Here is a 14,983-nt window from a genome sequence, read left to right as displayed (position 1 = left end):
GATCCTTCTTTTTTGTTTGATATGTGTATGCTTTTTTTATTAATATTGGTTACTGGAGTAATGCCTTTGCAGGGACGATGCTAACCCCCGTCTGAAGACGGGGGAATGCGCATCGTAACTTTATTCAAACCAGGTTCTTATCGCTTCCTGCATGGAGAAATAGAACTCTATTGCTGCCATGAAGAGCAGTAGCACTGTTATGCCAAAGATTCCCCACCTGAAGTATTCTTCAGGCATGGCTTTCTTCTTATCCTCATTTATTGTTCTCGCAGTGTGTCCATTGTTCATTTTTCTCTCCTGAACGGCAGGTATGCCAAAAGTATTATTTTCCTCTACCATTTTTGCACTCTCTTCACTCATGTTTTCCCCTCCTTATCATGACCAATGCGGATAATAAGGAAATTAGTGCCATCAGCGATCCGAAACCGGGACTTTCTTCTTGTGGTGTGCCATAATCCATTGGATAGGTATCCTCGAAGCTTTCCTCTATTAGGAAATCACTTGTCTGGATAGTTTTTGTCTGGACCGCTTGCTGCTTGCTGATCACTTTCTGAGGGTTCAGCTGCACATAGTCCTCGCCTGTTTTGACTATGGTGTCCCCGTCCCATACGCTTACCTCAACTACGTAGTTGTAACCGTCAGGAACTGTGAGGCTGACGGCCCTGATAGATGTTGCTTCAGGCTCTATCCTGCCGGTAGATGTCCATTTCTTGTCTGCAACGAGGCGGGCATCGATTTCCCTTGCCTTGACAAGAACCCTGTAGTCGTTTGTGGTTCTTGTTCCCTCATTTTTCAGGTAGATATCATTCTCAATGAGAACTCTTCCGGATGTGACGTTTTTCACCATGAAATCCATTCCATTGATCTGGATGCCAACATCCTGAAGGTCGGTGGGCATGCCGGAGAGGTCGCGGATAGTTATCCTAGAATCGGCTTTTTTCTGCTCTTCCTCATATAGCGTCAGTACCAGCCTGTAACTGCCTTCTTTAGGAAGCCTGATAGACTGGCTCACAGCTTTTATGCTGTCTTTCCCTATGGTGTCGACTTTCGTTTCCTGAGTCAGCTCAAGCAGTCCTGTCTGCTCGCTGAATACTTTAAATATCAGGGTTGTATTCCCTTTGCGATTTCCGCCCCTGTTTTCTATATAAGCTGTCACGTTCAGGTCAGCGTAGGAACTTTTGACACTGTCTGCGGAGATCTCAATATCCGTTATTCCGTAATTGCTCTGTTCTTCAAAGTCTTTTAAGCATCCGCTGGAAACAGCAACAGATGCGATGAGAAGTAAAATAAGAATAAAACGTATTCCTCTATCTCTCTTTTTCATGGATGTTCCTCCACAGTACGAGAGCAGGGATACTATTTAAACTTTATGAAATATTTATTGCTCCTACAGAAATAAGTTCATGAAAAGTCAATAAATTTACTTCACTTTCCCATTGCATTAAATATCTCCTCAATATCCGGGAGTGAGCGGGTCTCATAAACCTTTATAAGTTTTACTTTAAGATTCTCATCGATCACAATACTGGCCCGCTCGGATACTCCCATGTCCTCATTAAACATTCCGTACATCTTTGCCACTTTGCCATGCGGCCAAAAGTCTGCCAGGAAAAGGGTATCCTCAATTCCAAGTTCCCTGGCCCAGGCTTTCTTGGAATGCACAGAATCAATACTGATCCCAAGAGCTACTGCGTTTGCGGCCTGGAATTTTCCGTAGTTATCCTCAAGCAGTTTCATGTGCTTCGCGCACCCCCTGGTCCAGGCCAGCGGATGGAAGGCGAGTAATATCTTTTTGCCTTCAAGGTCGTGCAGATGTACCTCGTTGAGGTTCTGGTCATACAGCGTGAAATCTTCGATTACTTCTCCTGGTTTTAATTTACTCATAACTAACCCCCGTGAGTTATGATTACAAATATGTCTTGCAGTGCTATAAAAGATGACCTGCCAATTGTTCAGGAGAGTATATCTTCTCCGTTTTCTCAATTTCAGGCTATTAAATGATTTTTTGCTTATATACTCTTTGGGGGATAAATGTGACAAAAAGCTTTAATTCATATTGCAGAGCTAAATCTCACTTTTTTATACACAGGTAGGTTGCTATAAACCCATTATCATAAAAAGCCTCTTCTATCCTGAAACTTGCTTTTTCGATGAGCTCTTCAATCACCCAGTCAAAGGTTGAGAATTCCTCCTTTATATGTAGAATATATTCATGGGTCATTTCATCTTTTACCTCTTCAGGGATGCTTTGCAGCAGTTTTGAGAAAAAAGGGTCAAAATCACTAATTTCTGACGAATAAATTACATCTCTGAATCTCTGAGATAGAACCTGCCACTTGCTTTAAGCATTGAATTGATACGTTTCAGTGCAATAAGTTTCCAGAAATCAGGAAGGTGATGCAATGCCAGCTGGGTCACAACTGCATCAAATGGCTCATCACCAGGCTCGAATGTCAGGAAACCCCCTTTGATGAATCTGATATTTTTCCTGTGTCCCGACTTTGCTTTTTCCCGGGCAAATTCAAGCATTCCATCTGAAATATCTATGGCAATGACCTCTTTACAATGTCTTGAAAGCTCAATTGAAAATTCTCCGGTCCCGCATCCAATTTCCAGTATCCTGTCCTCCGGTCGAAGGTCAATGAGCCTGCGCATTGTCTCAGCTTCATCTTTTATGTTCCGGATCTTTTGCATCTTCCGGTCATATCTGTGAATTTCCTCCTTATCGGAGTAATCAGTGCCTGTCTGGATGAATTCGTCGTAGTACCATTCAGGCAGTTCTCTGATCATGTTTGCTCATCGGATCAATGCGGTGTCAAAAAATTAGTCAGTGCAGATGCACGGTTTTTGCACGCATGTGGGGCATTTATTAGGATATTTCTCAAGGAAAGCCTCTTCAAGGTCGACCCCATAGAGATTTGCCAGGGCGCCCACCCAGGCAAAGCAGTCCGCAAGCTCTTCCCTTAGATTTTCCCTGTCGTCCCTGCGCACGGCCTCGGCAAGCTCGCCGACTTCCTCGACCAGCCAGAGCATGGTTGCGGCAGGCCCGCGCTTCCTGTCGTTGTGTGCGTAGAGGTCGGACATCAATTGCTGGAACTCTGCTATCTCCACAATATCACTCCCCGTCAGATCCTTACAGGTATGTCCTTCTTTCTGAGATATTCCTTGACATCACTGACAGTGTATTCTCCGAAGTGGAAGATGCTTGCAGCCAGCGCGGCATCGGCTTTCCCGTAAACGAATCCTTTGTACATGTGTTCCGGATTCCCCACGCCGCCGGATGCGATGATGGGTATTTCCAGCTCTTCCGAGAGTTTCCTGGTGATAGGTATATCAAAACCGTCATATGTGCCGTCCCGGTCCATGCTGGTGAGGAGTATCTCTCCAGCGCCCAGCTCTTCAACATGCTTGGCCCACTGCACTGCATCAAGGCCGGTAGGCTTGCGCCCGCCATAGATAACAACCTCGTACCAGGCTTTCGTGCCGTCCTCAAGTTCCAGTATGGTCTTGCCGGGATTGTCCTCGATGTTGGTATTTCTCTTGCAGTCGATGGCTGTGACGATGCACTGCGCCCCGAAGATCTCCGAGGCTTCTTTTATAAGCTCCGGATTCTTCACTGCGGATGTGTTGATGGACACCTTGTCGGCACCCGCGCGCAGGATTTGCCTGACGTCCTCTATGGAGTTTATTCCCCCTCCTACAGTCAGGGGAATGAACACTTCGTTTGCCGTTCTCTCGATGACGTTGATCATGGTTGAGCGCCCTTCATGGGAAGCCGTGATATCCAGGAATACAAGTTCATCCGCGCCCTGCTCGTTGTACCTTTTTGCAAGCTCCACGGGGTCGCCTGCTTTGCGCAGGCCTACAAACTCTATTCCCTTGACAACCGTTCCCCCGGCCTCATCAAGCGTTACATCAAGACATGGTATGATCCTTTTAGTGAGCATTATGATTTGTCCTTTCCACTGCTGTGTGTTATTCGTGTCTGCCAGTAAGCCTGGCAAATGGTATATTTAGATAAGAACACATTGATTTTTTATTTAATACTTGTCGTTTAAATTATTTCTCTGAAATGCTTGTCTGCAGAAATCCCTTCTTTTTAGTTATCTTAAAAATCTTCTTTCCTTTCAAACCAACAGCACCGCAATAACTCCCGCAAGGAACACCCCGTCGAACGTGCCCGCCCCGCCGATACTGGCGACCGGCGCCCCTATCTTGGTTATTTCCCGGAGGTTGAGCAGGTCGGCGCCGATGAGGGTGCCCATGGTGCCGCTGATGTAGGCGGTTATGAAAAGCAGGTCGTGGTTTAGCTGGGTCACGTAGACTATAAGGGTGGAGGCAAGTGCGGCCGCAATGGGAGGTACCAGTGCGGGGGACACGATCCCTACGCCCCTGACGGGACGCGCGACCAGTTTAGTTACGGCGGCCACTATGATAGTGGCATAGATGCAGTAGATCAGCGCTTCGGGGAACAGGCTCAACAGGTAAATGGATACCACGGCGGGGATGAGTGCGCCTCCCACGTTCACGGCAAGCGTTGTTTTTGTCCTGAATGTATCTCTGAAGGGCACCCTGTAGGAGACGCCGAACATCCTTGCATGGCGCTGTTCCTCAACAGATACCTCAGACTCGATGGTCCGCAGTGGGATATTGATATTGCTTCCGATAAGGGAAAAGAAGAGCAGGATGAAGGCGTCCCTCCATGAGAAGCCTATCCTGGCAAAAGCAGTACTTGCAAGACCGAAAAAGAGTATGGATACGGCTATGGCAAGAAACAGCGTAAGGACAATTGTGAAAGCAACTTTGAAAGGGCTGTAAAAAAGCGGTGGCATAGTATTAATATTTCTACAATTCATCGTATTTATGATTATCACAAATACATGTCTGCTGCGAATACAGTTTAATCGATACCAGTGCCAGCCCCGGAATCCAGGAAATTCTCCTTATTGATGGAATCGCTCATGAAGAGCTCTTCATTGATAAAGATCGGCGCGTTGTGCCTGAGGGCCATCGCGATGCAGTCACTTGGCCGGGCATCGAACTCCATATCTGCCCCGTCTCTGATGATCTTGAGCCGCCCATAGTAGATATTATCGATCTTCTCATCGATAAGCACACTCTCGATCTTTGAGTCCAGTCTCTCCAGCATGGCGATCATGAGATCATGGGTCATAGGTCTTGGCATCGTTTCCTTCCGAAGTGCCGAGTTAATTGAAATCGCCTCGGAGTTACCTATATGTATCGGCATAAGGTGGCCCTCTTTATCCTCCAGCATGACCGAAGGGACCGAGCTACCCAGGATATTTATCATGAAGACGCCCTTGATGCTGACTTCTTTCAAATTTGTATCAGAGTTCATATTATTAGCATAATTTTGCTTTGTTCACGATTCACATAGTAGATTAACAAACAGCATTACTTAAGATTTTCTTTCAAATCTCTTTTATGGTTTTCTTTCCGGATCTTTTTTGATCTTTCCAAACCCTCCCCCTCCCGGAGTCTCAATAACAAATACATCTCCTGCATTTACCGTACATTCCGCCTTTTCCCCAAGTTCAAGAAGTACTCCATCCTTTTTAACGATATAGTTACGCCCGACTTTTCCATCCTCTCCACCATTAAGACCGGAAGGTGGTACCCTCCTGTGGCCTGAAAGTATGGCGGCTTTCATAGGCTCCAGAAACCGTATCTTTCTGGTGGCGCCGCATCCTCCGGTATATTCACCTCTCCCGCCGCTCCCCTGCCTTATGGAAAACTCCTCCAGAAGCACCGGAAAGCGCCATTCCAGCACCTCCGGGTCGGTGATCCTGGAGTTGGTCATATGGGTATGCACTGCATCGGTCCCGCCAAAACCATTTCCTGCACCCGAACCGCCGCAGATGGTCTCGTAGTACTGGAATTCTGCATTCCCGAAGGTAAAATTGTTCATAGTGCCTTGGGAGCCTGCCATCACACCCAATGCCATAAAGAGCGCATCGACTATAGCCTGGGAAGTTTCCACATTCCCGGCAACCACTGCCGCAGGATATGATGGATTGAGCATGCAACCTTCAGGTATCATAATTTCCAGTGGTCTGAGGCAACCCTCATTCAGAGGTATGTCTTCCTGCACAAGTGCCCTGAACACATAGAGCACAGCAGCCCTGCACACAGCTACAGGCGCGTTGAGGTTTCCCGGATGCTGGGGCGAAGTTCCGGTAAAGTCAACATATGCCCTCCTCCTTTCCCGGTCTATGCTCACCTTAACCTTGATCTCACTGCCGTCGTCAAAGACCTGCACCGATTTCCCATCTGTGAGGGATGTGATTACTCTCCTCACGGCTTCCTCGGCATTGTCCTGTACATGGGCCATGTATGCTTCCACAGTTTCAAGGGAAAAGTGTTCCACCAGCTTTCTCAGCTCCGCCACGCCCTTCTCGTTAGCAGCCACCTGTGCACGCAGGTCTGCAATATTCTGGTAGGGATTACGTGCAGGATACCGCCCGCGCAGCAGCCATTGCTTCACATCCTCCTCCATAAATCGTCCCTTCTCAACGATCCGGGTTCCGCCGGTCATGGCACCCTCCTCATCGATATGCCTGCTGCCGGGAGGCATTGAAGCGGGACTTATTCCTCCAACATCAGCATGATGGCCTCTTGAAGCCACATAAAATGCTATCATGTTCCCGATAAAGACCGGGGTTATAACCGTAATGTCCGGCAGATGCGTTCCACCCCGGTAGGGGGAGTTGACCATAAATACATTGCCCGCCTGCATGTCCTTAAATTGCTCCATCACCGATCTGACGCTCTCTCCCATGGAGCCCAGGTGCACGGGGATATGGGGCGCATTGGCCACAAGGTTCCCCTTTCCGTCAAATACTGCACAAGAGAAGTCCAGCCTTTCTTTGATGTTGACCGAGTAGGCGGTATTCTGAAGGGTGTAGCCCATCTGCTCTGCAATGGACATGAAACGATTATTGAATATCTCAAGCATCACAGGGTCTGATTTGGTGCCGGTGTCCTGCATCCCGGGAGACTGCTGCACTTTTGTAAGTACCAGGCAGTTCGTGGGTGTAAGTCTTGCCTTCCAGCCGGGCTCGATGACAATTGTTGTGTTCTCTTCCGCTATGATGGCAGGGCCAAAGATCTCTGTTTCCGGTTTAAGACTCTCGCGTCTTATGACTGGGGTTTCATGGAACTGATCATACGTGTACATACGAGTATAGGATGCTGACTCATCCTGGTCATTCTCAAAGAAAGACATCTCATTTTCCTGCATCTTTTCCCCGCGACTTATGATCTCGACCGAGATTGCTTCCATAACCATATCCTTGTCTTCCATAAGGAATCCAAAACGTTTTTTGTGCTCCTGGCCAAACGCGGTCCGAATGCTACCCCAATCCGCGGAATCGACTATCAGGGGCGTATTTGTTCCTATGTACTTCACATGCACTTTGTGCTGTACTGTAATTTTCTCCTCCATTGCCCCTTGTCTTAGCGTCTCTTCCTTCCCTTCTGCCTCCATCCTGGAAAACTCAGTACTCAAGCTCAAGAGCAGTTCTTCATTCAATACCTGCTCAACAGCATGCTCTTTGAGAATTCTCTGGTCTGCAAGTCCCATACCGTATGCAGAGAGCACTCCCGCGAGGGGATGGATGAAGACCTTTCTCAGTCCGAGTGAATCGGCCACCCTGCACGCATGCTGGGCCCCTGCTCCCCCGAAGCAGCACAGGGTGTAATCCTTGATGTCGTAACCACGCTGGATTGAGATTTTCTTGATGGCATTTGCCATGTTCTCAACAGCAATTTTCAGGAAGCCCTCTGCGACTTTTTCTGCAGGATAGTCCTCGCCTGTGAAGGAAGCGACCTCAGCGGCAAGTTCCCTGAACTTCCGGATAACAATTCCTTTGTCAAGTGGCAGGTTGGCTCCCGGGCCGAAAACGCGGGGGAAGTGCTCCGGCTGTATCCTGCCAAGAATGAGGTTGCAGTCCGTGACAGTCAGCGGCCCACCTTTTCGGTAACATGCGGGGCCGGGATCCGAACCTGCAGAGTCAGGACCCACGCGGAACCTGCCGGAGTCGAAGTGTAGTATGGACCCGCCTCCTGCTGCAACAGTATGTATGTGAAGCATGGGGGAGCGCAGGTGCACTCCGGCAACTTCTGTCTCAAAGCTCCTTTCGTATTCGCCGCTGTAGTGTGCAACATCAGTGGATGTCCCTCCCATATCGAAAGTGATGATATTCCTGAAGCCTGCCATTTCCGATGTCCGGACAGCCCCGACAATACCGCCTGCAGGACCGGAAAGGATACAGTCCCTGCCCCTGAAATGCCGGGCATCCGTAAGGCCGCCCCCGGACTGCATGAACATCAGGCGCGTCTTGTTGCCTGCATCTTCCAGTGTTGCAGCCATCCTGTCAATATATCTTCTCAAAACAGGGGACAGGTAGGCGTCTACCACTGTTGTTTCCCCGCTGCTCACGAATTTCATCAGGGGGCTGACCCCATGGGAAAGCGATATGTGAGGGAACCCTATTTCCTCTGCGATTTTCCGGAGCTGCAATTCGTGGTCAGGGTAACGGTAGGCATGCATCAATACTATGGCAAGAGACCTGATACCACTGGCATATAGCTTTTCAAGCTCTTCCCGCGCTTTACGGATATCAAGGGGCGCCAGTTCTTCTCCCCGGGCAGTGTAGCGTCCCTTAACTTCCACGACGTTGTTGTAGAGCAATTCCGGTCGCTTGATCTCCAGTGCAAAGATATCAGGGCGGTTCTGGTAGGCTATACGCAATGCGTCCCTGAATCCCTCTGTCGTGACAAGGGCCGTGGGTTCACCTTTACGTTCCAGAAGGGCATTGGTCCCCACGGTCGTGCCCATTTTTACGGACGAGATATTCTCCCCTGATAAGGTGTCCTCAGGCCTGAGTCCCAGTATCCCGCGAATTCCCTGTATGGCTGCATCCTCATAGTGTTCCGGATTTTCGGAGAGCAGTTTCCGGGTAAGTATTTTTCCTTCCGGCGACTTTGCAACAATGTCCGTAAAAGTTCCGCCACGATCGATCCAGAATTCCCATGAACTGTTTTTGTCTGAAACCTTGCCTGTTAGCATGCTATCTCCCCGGAATATCTGATAGAGGACTAAATATGGATGTGTCCGGAAACAATTTCTTATTAAAAACAATGTTCTATTTAGAAGTGTTTGTAAGGGGGATAATAATATTTCGAAAAAGCATCATTCTGAATGAAAAAAGAGCAGACCCTTAAATAAAAACTCTGATTTGATGTTCTTGTGGTTTACCCTGCATATCTCAAATTGACTCAGGGTTGCGTGACGAACCTGAAGCCGTGCTCGCCAATTAGCGGCACGAAGAACACTCCTCCCCAATCTTCCTTGACGACCTTGCCTTCCTCCCATTTTCTGTAAAGGTACAGGCGCTGGTAAGCCTCTCCCTCAGGTATTACTATCAATCCGCCGGCTTTGAGCTGTCCCATAAGGGCTTGCGGCAGGGCAGGAGCGCAGGCTGTCACACATATCCTGTCATAAGGTGCTTCCTGTTCATATCCAGGAGAGCCATCCCGCCGGATAAGCTCTACATTATCATATACTGTTTTCTTCAGGTTTCCACAAGTTCAGCCATGACTGCTGCGTTATACCCCGAGCCTGTGCCTATCTCCAGCACCTTCCGGCCTTTGTCCAGTTCAAGCAGGTTACACATGAAAGCGACCATGTGCGGCGCAGATATCGTCTGTCCGTGGCCAATGGGCAACGGAGTGTCCACATATGCACTATCAATGTGAACCTCCGGTACGAAAAGATGCCTTAGTACTTTGTTTATTGTATTGAGTATCTCTTCTCTGATTCCCATCTTGCTGAGGGAATTTACCAGCTGCGACCTCTTCCGCGCATACTCCACGCAGTCCTGCCTTCTGCCCATCCTTTTCGCTTGATCTCGTCAGCAAATATCCTTTTGACGTGCTTTGCCTCCACAGTTCCGCCCCTGCCGGATAAGAAGGTCCCGTCCCTTTTCCGGATCTTCGTTATCTCAAAGTCCAGGCCGCCGACAGTGTCGGTTTGTCCTATAGTGAATTGGTGTCCGCCGTTGACTCTTTTTTGCAGTGCTTCGGTGCGTTTGCCCTGGTGTACGGATATCTTGACGATAACCTCGTCAATGGCTCTTCCCCAGATGGTCGTGATATCTCCGGCATTTGCGGTATTGACTCTCTTCTGCGTCGTATCAATGGCCGTTACGATGATCGGATATACTTCATCGCCTTCCTCATCGTCGACTATGATCTCGTCGTCCACTTCTACGATATCCTCTGTCGTCATCTTGTTAATGCAGCTGAGGGACTCCTGCCCCTTGCTGACTATTACCTTCACAGTGACGTCCTTTGCTCTCTCTATGGTTGCGGGGTGTACGGTACCGCATTCCTGGCAGCGCACTATCATGTTCTGGCCCGACTTCAATAAGTCGTGCGGCACCTCTATCTTAGGGGAACATGAAGGGCATACTACTTCTACTTCAACTTCTTCGCTCATGATCTCAATTATCCATTGTCTGGAGTGCGTAAATAATTAACTCTGTCTCCGATCCAAGTTTCTCTCAAAAAAGGATACTTTGGGCCAAGTAACCCATGATCCTGAAAAGCAATGATCCTGTCCTATCTCTCACTTGCAGCATGTGCCGCGATGAATTCCCTCAGCAGTTTCGTGCCAAGCAGCGCGCTTTGCCCGTTGTCATATTCCGGCGCTATTTCCATGATATCAAAGCCCACGCTCAGAGGTGCAAGCCTGTGTATCACTTCACGGACCTCAATGTCGCTAAGACCAAAGGGTTCAGGTGTACCGAGGCCAGGCGCGTATGCAGGGTCGAGGGCATCCATATCCAGGGAGAGGTATATCTGCGAGCAGCCCAGGTAGTCGGTAACCTCTGCAAGTACCTTCCTGATACCTTTCTCGCGCACATCGTCAGGAGTATAGTGCCTGATATCATTATCTTTTGCAAACACCCATTCTTCCTTTGGCCCGCTGCGTACCCCGATCGTCACGTAGTTATCGGTGATCTCATCCAGGATGTGTCTTGATACACATGCATGATTGTATTTGACACCGCCGTACTCCGGACGCAGGTCAAAGTGGGCATCCAGTACCACAACGCCAAAGTCATCACCTGCCTGTTTTGCACAGGCTTTCACGCAGGGAAGAGTAAGCGAATGCTCTCCTCCAAGCATAATAGGGATCTTTCCGTCTGCAACAATGGGCCCGACTGCAAGAGCAAGCTCTTCAAGTGTCTGCTCTACTGTTGTGTAGTGTTCGAGGTTGCCTGCATCATGTATCTGCAAATCCTCGTAATCCACGTCAAAGTAAGCGTTATACGTTTCAAAATTTGCAGATGCCTGCCTCATGGCGTCCGGCGCCCATCGGCTTCCTGACCTGTACGATGATGTCCCGTCAAAAGGCACACCGAATATAACGTACCTGGCAGAACCATAGTCTGACAGGGCATCCATCATCTCAGGTTTATGGAACATATCAGAGTAAGATTAAAGTGACCTTTACCTAAGGTCGATCCTCATCTTGCCCATGGCTGTGAGGTAGGTGATCTCTTCTCCTTCCTTGACCCTGTCCTTGTGCTCCTCAGGCACACTCAGTTCGAATGTTGAGAAGTCACCCATATCCATCAGCTGGACAATGTCCCCGCCAACGGAAAGTACCTGTGCTGTCTTCCTCTCTACTATGGGAACGTATGCCTTGTCTGAGACTGGTCCCACAATTGATCTCTTCTGGTTGTCGAAGAGTCCGATGACATCGATCCTGGCTTTCGCAGAACCGTGTTTTCCGGGTTTCGACTTGGATATGCTCTTGATAACGCAGGGTTCATCATCGACTATGACATATTTCCCTTCTTTGAGTTCCTTAACTTCAACTTGTACTTTCATTTATGATTCTCCATTGGAAAGTTAGATTATGATCGAAATTCGTGGGGTGTAATTCCCTGTTCCATATATCAATTTAACTTATATATCCCACAAGAACCGGAAATACTTTATAGCAGGCATTACTAACGCATTTAACTATATAAATCAATTTGTTCAATGCAGTCCGGACTCTTTGCATGCAGGACTTTGGTAACTATCCTTCCCTGGAATCCTCCCCTGCTTTTTCTTCCCAAAGGCCCAGTTCCTGTAATTTTTCCATTGAAGGCACTCCTATCTCATCCCAGCCTCTGAAATGATAATAATCGGTCAGGGTATTTCCGAACAGCTCCCTGTCAATGCCATCCTCCCCGAAGAATCTTTCAGGCAATGTATCATCTTTTCTTGAAAATCCGGTCTTGATATTGTACATTCTCTCCAGATTGTATATGCGCTCTCCCGCTCGCAGCAGTTCCTCGGCAGTATAGGACTTTCCGGTTGCAGTGCTGAGGAGGGAAGCAAGTTCCACCTCTCCCATCGCAAAAGCTGCATAAGGGCAGATAACAAGCGAGTCGATCACTGCCGCAAGGTTCTGGAAATACTGGACAAGAGCTGCCTTGCCGTCAAACTTAAGCCTGTTGAGAGCCACCGGCTTTCCCATTATCTCCGGTGCCGCCATGAATGCACTCAGATGACATCCTCCCCGGTTGGATGTCGCATAGGCAAGTGCCATCCCTGCCATTTCCCGGGGATCATATCCCGGGAGGTCAAGCCCCTTGACGCTCATACTATTCTGCGGCGTTCCTTTTGAGCACATATATAAGTATGAACCTGCAGAAAGTTCGCTTCTCCCTTCCCCGATATCCCTGACCAGTGCAAGAAGTTCCTCTTTTCCAAGCCTGAGGGAGTGCAGCTCCATGTATGCCGCAAGGGCAGATCCACATGAAATGGGATCCATGCCATAGTCGACACACATTCTGTTGAGCAAAGTGATAGTATCCAGATCAGTATTGCCTATATTCGGTCCAAATGCCCAGAGTGAATCATAGTCCGGCACAGAAGAGCCATTATCAAAATCCCTCCTGCACCCGACAGGGCAGGCATAACATGGCTCTTTTTCGGTTCGGTAATTGTCCATGATGAACTCGCCCGAGATCTTGTCCGCTTCATGGGACCCCTTCTTCCTGAAATTGTCCGCAGGCAGTATTCCCATGTGGCCTAACAGGTCAGCAAAGACTGCTGTTCCGTAATTGGCAAGGCCTTTTGATGCCGGTGGATTTGCGATCAGCAGCCTGTTGACCTTCTCCACTGCTTTTCCAAAGGCTTCTGGCTCTGCTATCTCCGGAATGTTGCTTCCCTTCACAACAACCGCCTTGAGGTTCTTTGACCCGGCCACAGCCCCGTGCCCGCCGCGCCCGGAAGGATAGCCACCACTCACTATGTTTGCAAGCGCGACCAGCCTTTCTCCTGCTTTACCTATACATGCCACCTTTCCCTGAAACTCAAGAATGGATACTGTTTCAGCGGTACTTTTTCCCCACAGGTGGCCAGCTGGCAGTATCTCAACATCCTCATCCTCTATTCGAATATAGGCCGGTTCTGCAGCTTTTCCCAGCACTATCAGGGAATCCACACCTGCGAACTTCATCTCCGCCCCGAGATGACCTCCTGCATTGGAGTCAGATATTGTCCCTGTCAGGGGTGACTTTGTTGTTATACTGAAGTGTCCTGACATAGGCGCAGAGGTTCCTGTCAGCGGCCCGGTGCTGAAGATAAGTGGATTTCCCGGGCTCAGTGGTTCTATCCCAGGGTCAGCCAGGTCCGCCATGAGCCGGCATCCCAGGCCACGCCCTCCAATGAACTGTTCTGCATCCTTTTTTATTGTCCTCGATTCAGTGACCGAGTTACTCTCAAGGTCTATGATTACTGTCCTTCCGGTCCATCCGAACATGTTCATCCCTTAAACCCATTGATAACGCATGGATATCTTGTATCCTACTCTTGGCTTTTGGAATCTTCTGACACTGCTTTTGATTCCATTTCCAGCATCTTCCTTTTAAGCTCTACTTTCTCACCGCAGGTCTCTGCGCAAAAGCCGCCGATACCCGATGATGAGACTACCCTGTGGCATGGTATGACTATAGGATATGGGTTTTTTGCAAGCGCGCTTCCTACAGCTCTTGACGCTCCTTCTTTTCCTATGCGACAGGCAAGCTCGGCGTATGTGATGGTTTGACCGTAGGGAATCTTCCTGGTCTCCGTGAGCACTTTTTGCTGGAACTCCGTAAGGTTGAAGATGTCAAGATCATAACAGGAGAAATCCACATTTTCCCCGCTGAGATATCGCAGTATATCCTGGAAGACAGTGTTGTGTTTCATTTCTCCTTCCTGCCCAATATCTCTTCCTCCAGTTTTTCCCTTTTCTTTCTGGAATGAAGCCATCCGCCCCCGTGGTAGAACACAAGCGCCAAGCTAAGTAATATACCCGCGATGATCAGGGGCAGGGTCTTCTGTACGAGCAGGGGGTTAATGTCATCCTTCTGGTCATATGTCGGGAACATGATATCCTTCCTGTCGTTACTGTGTCCAAGACCCAGAGCATGGCCTATCTCATGCTTTGCTATTTCCCGCATGTTGGCGTCTCCGTACTGCCTCCATGAGTATCCCTGGTAATTGCCTACTTCCAGCACTATCTCAACACGCTCGTACCTGCCGTTGACCTCATAAGGCCTGGCAAAGCCCGCGACACCTTCAGGAACTCCCGCATCCTTTTGCAGGTTCTCCACCCACATGATGAGAATGTCTGCATTATCCTCTTCGACTATCTCGAACTCCGGGGTATATCCAAGTTTCCCGTTTCCCCCGCTGCTCCAGTATTCAAGGGCTCTCTCGACCTGGACCCTGTAACTGGGACTGTAGTGCGCCGGCACATTCCTGTCATCTATATATACAGTGATGGGAATGTTCTCCCATGGATCGGGGTTCAACAAAGGATACACTTTTTCGGAAGGCGAAAAGAGCGCTGCAATTAGTAACAGGGCCAGTATGGCAAACAGGACTCTTCTTCTTTTATTAGCTGGCATTG

The 14,983-nt window shown here is 48.9% G+C and carries 16 protein-coding genes and 1 pseudogene; all 17 read right to left on the bottom strand.

What is annotated here, in order from left to right:
- Positions 1-120: 120 nt before the first annotated feature.
- On the bottom strand, positions 121-360 hold the full coding sequence (locus Q8J68_RS03255) for a hypothetical protein (protein ID WP_305310118.1): 240 nt from the start codon (positions 358-360) through the stop codon (positions 121-123).
- Positions 353-1,324: a PGF-CTERM sorting domain-containing protein gene (locus Q8J68_RS03250; RefSeq protein ID WP_305310117.1), complete on the bottom strand. Its 972-nt coding sequence runs from the start codon at positions 1,322-1,324 to the stop codon at positions 353-355. The genes Q8J68_RS03255 and Q8J68_RS03250 overlap by 8 nt, the downstream gene beginning before the upstream one ends.
- Before the next feature lie 101 nt (positions 1,325-1,425).
- A complete protein-coding gene (locus Q8J68_RS03245; protein ID WP_305310116.1) occupies positions 1,426-1,884 on the bottom strand; it encodes a redoxin domain-containing protein in 459 nt (152 codons plus the stop codon).
- Positions 1,885-2,071: 187 nt separating this feature from the next.
- The gene (locus tag Q8J68_RS03240) at positions 2,072-2,221 is read right to left on the bottom strand and encodes a hypothetical protein (protein ID WP_305310115.1); all 150 of its coding nucleotides are present in this window, start codon (positions 2,219-2,221) and stop codon (positions 2,072-2,074) included.
- A gap of 80 nt (positions 2,222-2,301) precedes the next feature.
- Positions 2,302-2,790: a class I SAM-dependent methyltransferase gene (locus tag Q8J68_RS03235; RefSeq protein WP_305310114.1), complete on the bottom strand. Its 489-nt coding sequence runs from the start codon at positions 2,788-2,790 to the stop codon at positions 2,302-2,304.
- 33 nt (positions 2,791-2,823) lie between these two features.
- Positions 2,824-3,111: a MazG nucleotide pyrophosphohydrolase domain-containing protein gene (locus Q8J68_RS03230; protein ID WP_305310113.1), complete on the bottom strand. Its 288-nt coding sequence runs from the start codon at positions 3,109-3,111 to the stop codon at positions 2,824-2,826.
- Between the two features lie 14 nt (positions 3,112-3,125).
- On the bottom strand, positions 3,126-3,947 hold the full coding sequence (gene hisF / locus Q8J68_RS03225; RefSeq protein ID WP_305310112.1) for an imidazole glycerol phosphate synthase subunit HisF: 822 nt from the start codon (positions 3,945-3,947) through the stop codon (positions 3,126-3,128).
- Between the two features lie 180 nt (positions 3,948-4,127).
- Positions 4,128-4,856, bottom strand: a complete 729-nt coding sequence (locus Q8J68_RS03220) for a DUF1614 domain-containing protein (RefSeq protein WP_305310111.1) — start codon at positions 4,854-4,856, stop codon at positions 4,128-4,130.
- Between the two features lie 44 nt (positions 4,857-4,900).
- Entirely contained in the window at positions 4,901-5,341 is a 441-nt protein-coding gene (locus Q8J68_RS03215; RefSeq protein ID WP_305310110.1) for a bifunctional nuclease family protein, read from the bottom strand.
- A 102-nt stretch (positions 5,342-5,443) separates the two neighbouring features.
- Positions 5,444-9,091, bottom strand: a complete 3,648-nt coding sequence (locus tag Q8J68_RS03210) for a hydantoinase B/oxoprolinase family protein (protein WP_305310109.1) — start codon at positions 9,089-9,091, stop codon at positions 5,444-5,446.
- Between the two features lie 209 nt (positions 9,092-9,300).
- A pseudogene (locus tag Q8J68_RS03205) lies at positions 9,301-9,848 on the bottom strand (protein-L-isoaspartate O-methyltransferase).
- A gap of 14 nt (positions 9,849-9,862) precedes the next feature.
- On the bottom strand, positions 9,863-10,522 hold the full coding sequence (locus Q8J68_RS03200) for an HVO_0476 family zinc finger protein (RefSeq protein ID WP_305310108.1): 660 nt from the start codon (positions 10,520-10,522) through the stop codon (positions 9,863-9,865).
- 122 nt (positions 10,523-10,644) lie between these two features.
- Positions 10,645-11,514: an agmatinase gene (gene speB, locus Q8J68_RS03195; RefSeq protein ID WP_305310107.1), complete on the bottom strand. Its 870-nt coding sequence runs from the start codon at positions 11,512-11,514 to the stop codon at positions 10,645-10,647.
- A 24-nt stretch (positions 11,515-11,538) separates the two neighbouring features.
- Positions 11,539-11,922 (bottom strand): translation initiation factor IF-5A, encoded by a 384-nt coding sequence (locus tag Q8J68_RS03190; RefSeq protein ID WP_305310106.1) that lies wholly within the window; start codon positions 11,920-11,922, stop codon positions 11,539-11,541.
- A 193-nt stretch (positions 11,923-12,115) separates the two neighbouring features.
- The gene (locus tag Q8J68_RS03185; protein ID WP_305310105.1) at positions 12,116-13,849 is read right to left on the bottom strand and encodes an aldehyde ferredoxin oxidoreductase family protein; all 1,734 of its coding nucleotides are present in this window, start codon (positions 13,847-13,849) and stop codon (positions 12,116-12,118) included.
- 44 nt (positions 13,850-13,893) lie between these two features.
- On the bottom strand, positions 13,894-14,277 hold the full coding sequence (locus tag Q8J68_RS03180) for a methylated-DNA--[protein]-cysteine S-methyltransferase (protein WP_305310104.1): 384 nt from the start codon (positions 14,275-14,277) through the stop codon (positions 13,894-13,896).
- Positions 14,274-14,981 (bottom strand): matrixin family metalloprotease, encoded by a 708-nt coding sequence (locus Q8J68_RS03175; protein WP_305310103.1) that lies wholly within the window; start codon positions 14,979-14,981, stop codon positions 14,274-14,276. The genes Q8J68_RS03180 and Q8J68_RS03175 overlap by 4 nt, the downstream gene beginning before the upstream one ends.
- Positions 14,982-14,983 lie beyond the last annotated feature (2 nt).

The organism is Methanolobus sp., from assembly GCF_030682845.1.
Classification (GTDB): Archaea; Halobacteriota; Methanosarcinia; order Methanosarcinales; family Methanosarcinaceae; genus Methanolobus.
The sequence above is the reverse complement of the archived record's forward strand: the minus strand, read 5'-3'. Positions and strand labels throughout refer to the sequence as shown.

Bases quoted from the DNA above. Each gene is read 5' to 3' on its own strand.
- Q8J68_RS03200 (WP_305310108.1), bottom strand. From the start codon at position 10,522: ATGAGCGAAGAAGTTGAAGTAGAAGTAGTATGCCCTTCATGTTCCCCT.
- hisF (WP_305310112.1), bottom strand. From the start codon at position 3,947: ATGCTCACTAAAAGGATCATACCATGTCTTGATGTAACGCTTGATGAG.
- Q8J68_RS03210 (WP_305310109.1), bottom strand. From the start codon at position 9,091: ATGCTAACAGGCAAGGTTTCAGACAAAAACAGTTCATGGGAATTCTGG.
- Q8J68_RS03185 (WP_305310105.1), bottom strand. From the start codon at position 13,849: ATGTTCGGATGGACCGGAAGGACAGTAATCATAGACCTTGAGAGTAAC.
- Q8J68_RS03220 (WP_305310111.1), bottom strand. From the start codon at position 4,856: ATGAATTGTAGAAATATTAATACTATGCCACCGCTTTTTTACAGCCCT.
- Q8J68_RS03250 (WP_305310117.1), bottom strand. From the start codon at position 1,324: ATGAAAAAGAGAGATAGAGGAATACGTTTTATTCTTATTTTACTTCTC.
- Q8J68_RS03190 (WP_305310106.1), bottom strand. From the start codon at position 11,922: ATGAAAGTACAAGTTGAAGTTAAGGAACTCAAAGAAGGGAAATATGTC.
- Q8J68_RS03235 (WP_305310114.1), bottom strand. From the start codon at position 2,790: ATGATCAGAGAACTGCCTGAATGGTACTACGACGAATTCATCCAGACA.
- Q8J68_RS03175 (WP_305310103.1), bottom strand. From the start codon at position 14,981: ATGCCAGCTAATAAAAGAAGAAGAGTCCTGTTTGCCATACTGGCCCTG.
- Q8J68_RS03245 (WP_305310116.1), bottom strand. From the start codon at position 1,884: ATGAGTAAATTAAAACCAGGAGAAGTAATCGAAGATTTCACGCTGTAT.
- Q8J68_RS03240 (WP_305310115.1), bottom strand. From the start codon at position 2,221: ATGACCCATGAATATATTCTACATATAAAGGAGGAATTCTCAACCTTT.
- Q8J68_RS03180 (WP_305310104.1), bottom strand. From the start codon at position 14,277: ATGAAACACAACACTGTCTTCCAGGATATACTGCGATATCTCAGCGGG.
- Q8J68_RS03255 (WP_305310118.1), bottom strand. From the start codon at position 360: ATGAGTGAAGAGAGTGCAAAAATGGTAGAGGAAAATAATACTTTTGGC.
- speB (WP_305310107.1), bottom strand. From the start codon at position 11,514: ATGTTCCATAAACCTGAGATGATGGATGCCCTGTCAGACTATGGTTCT.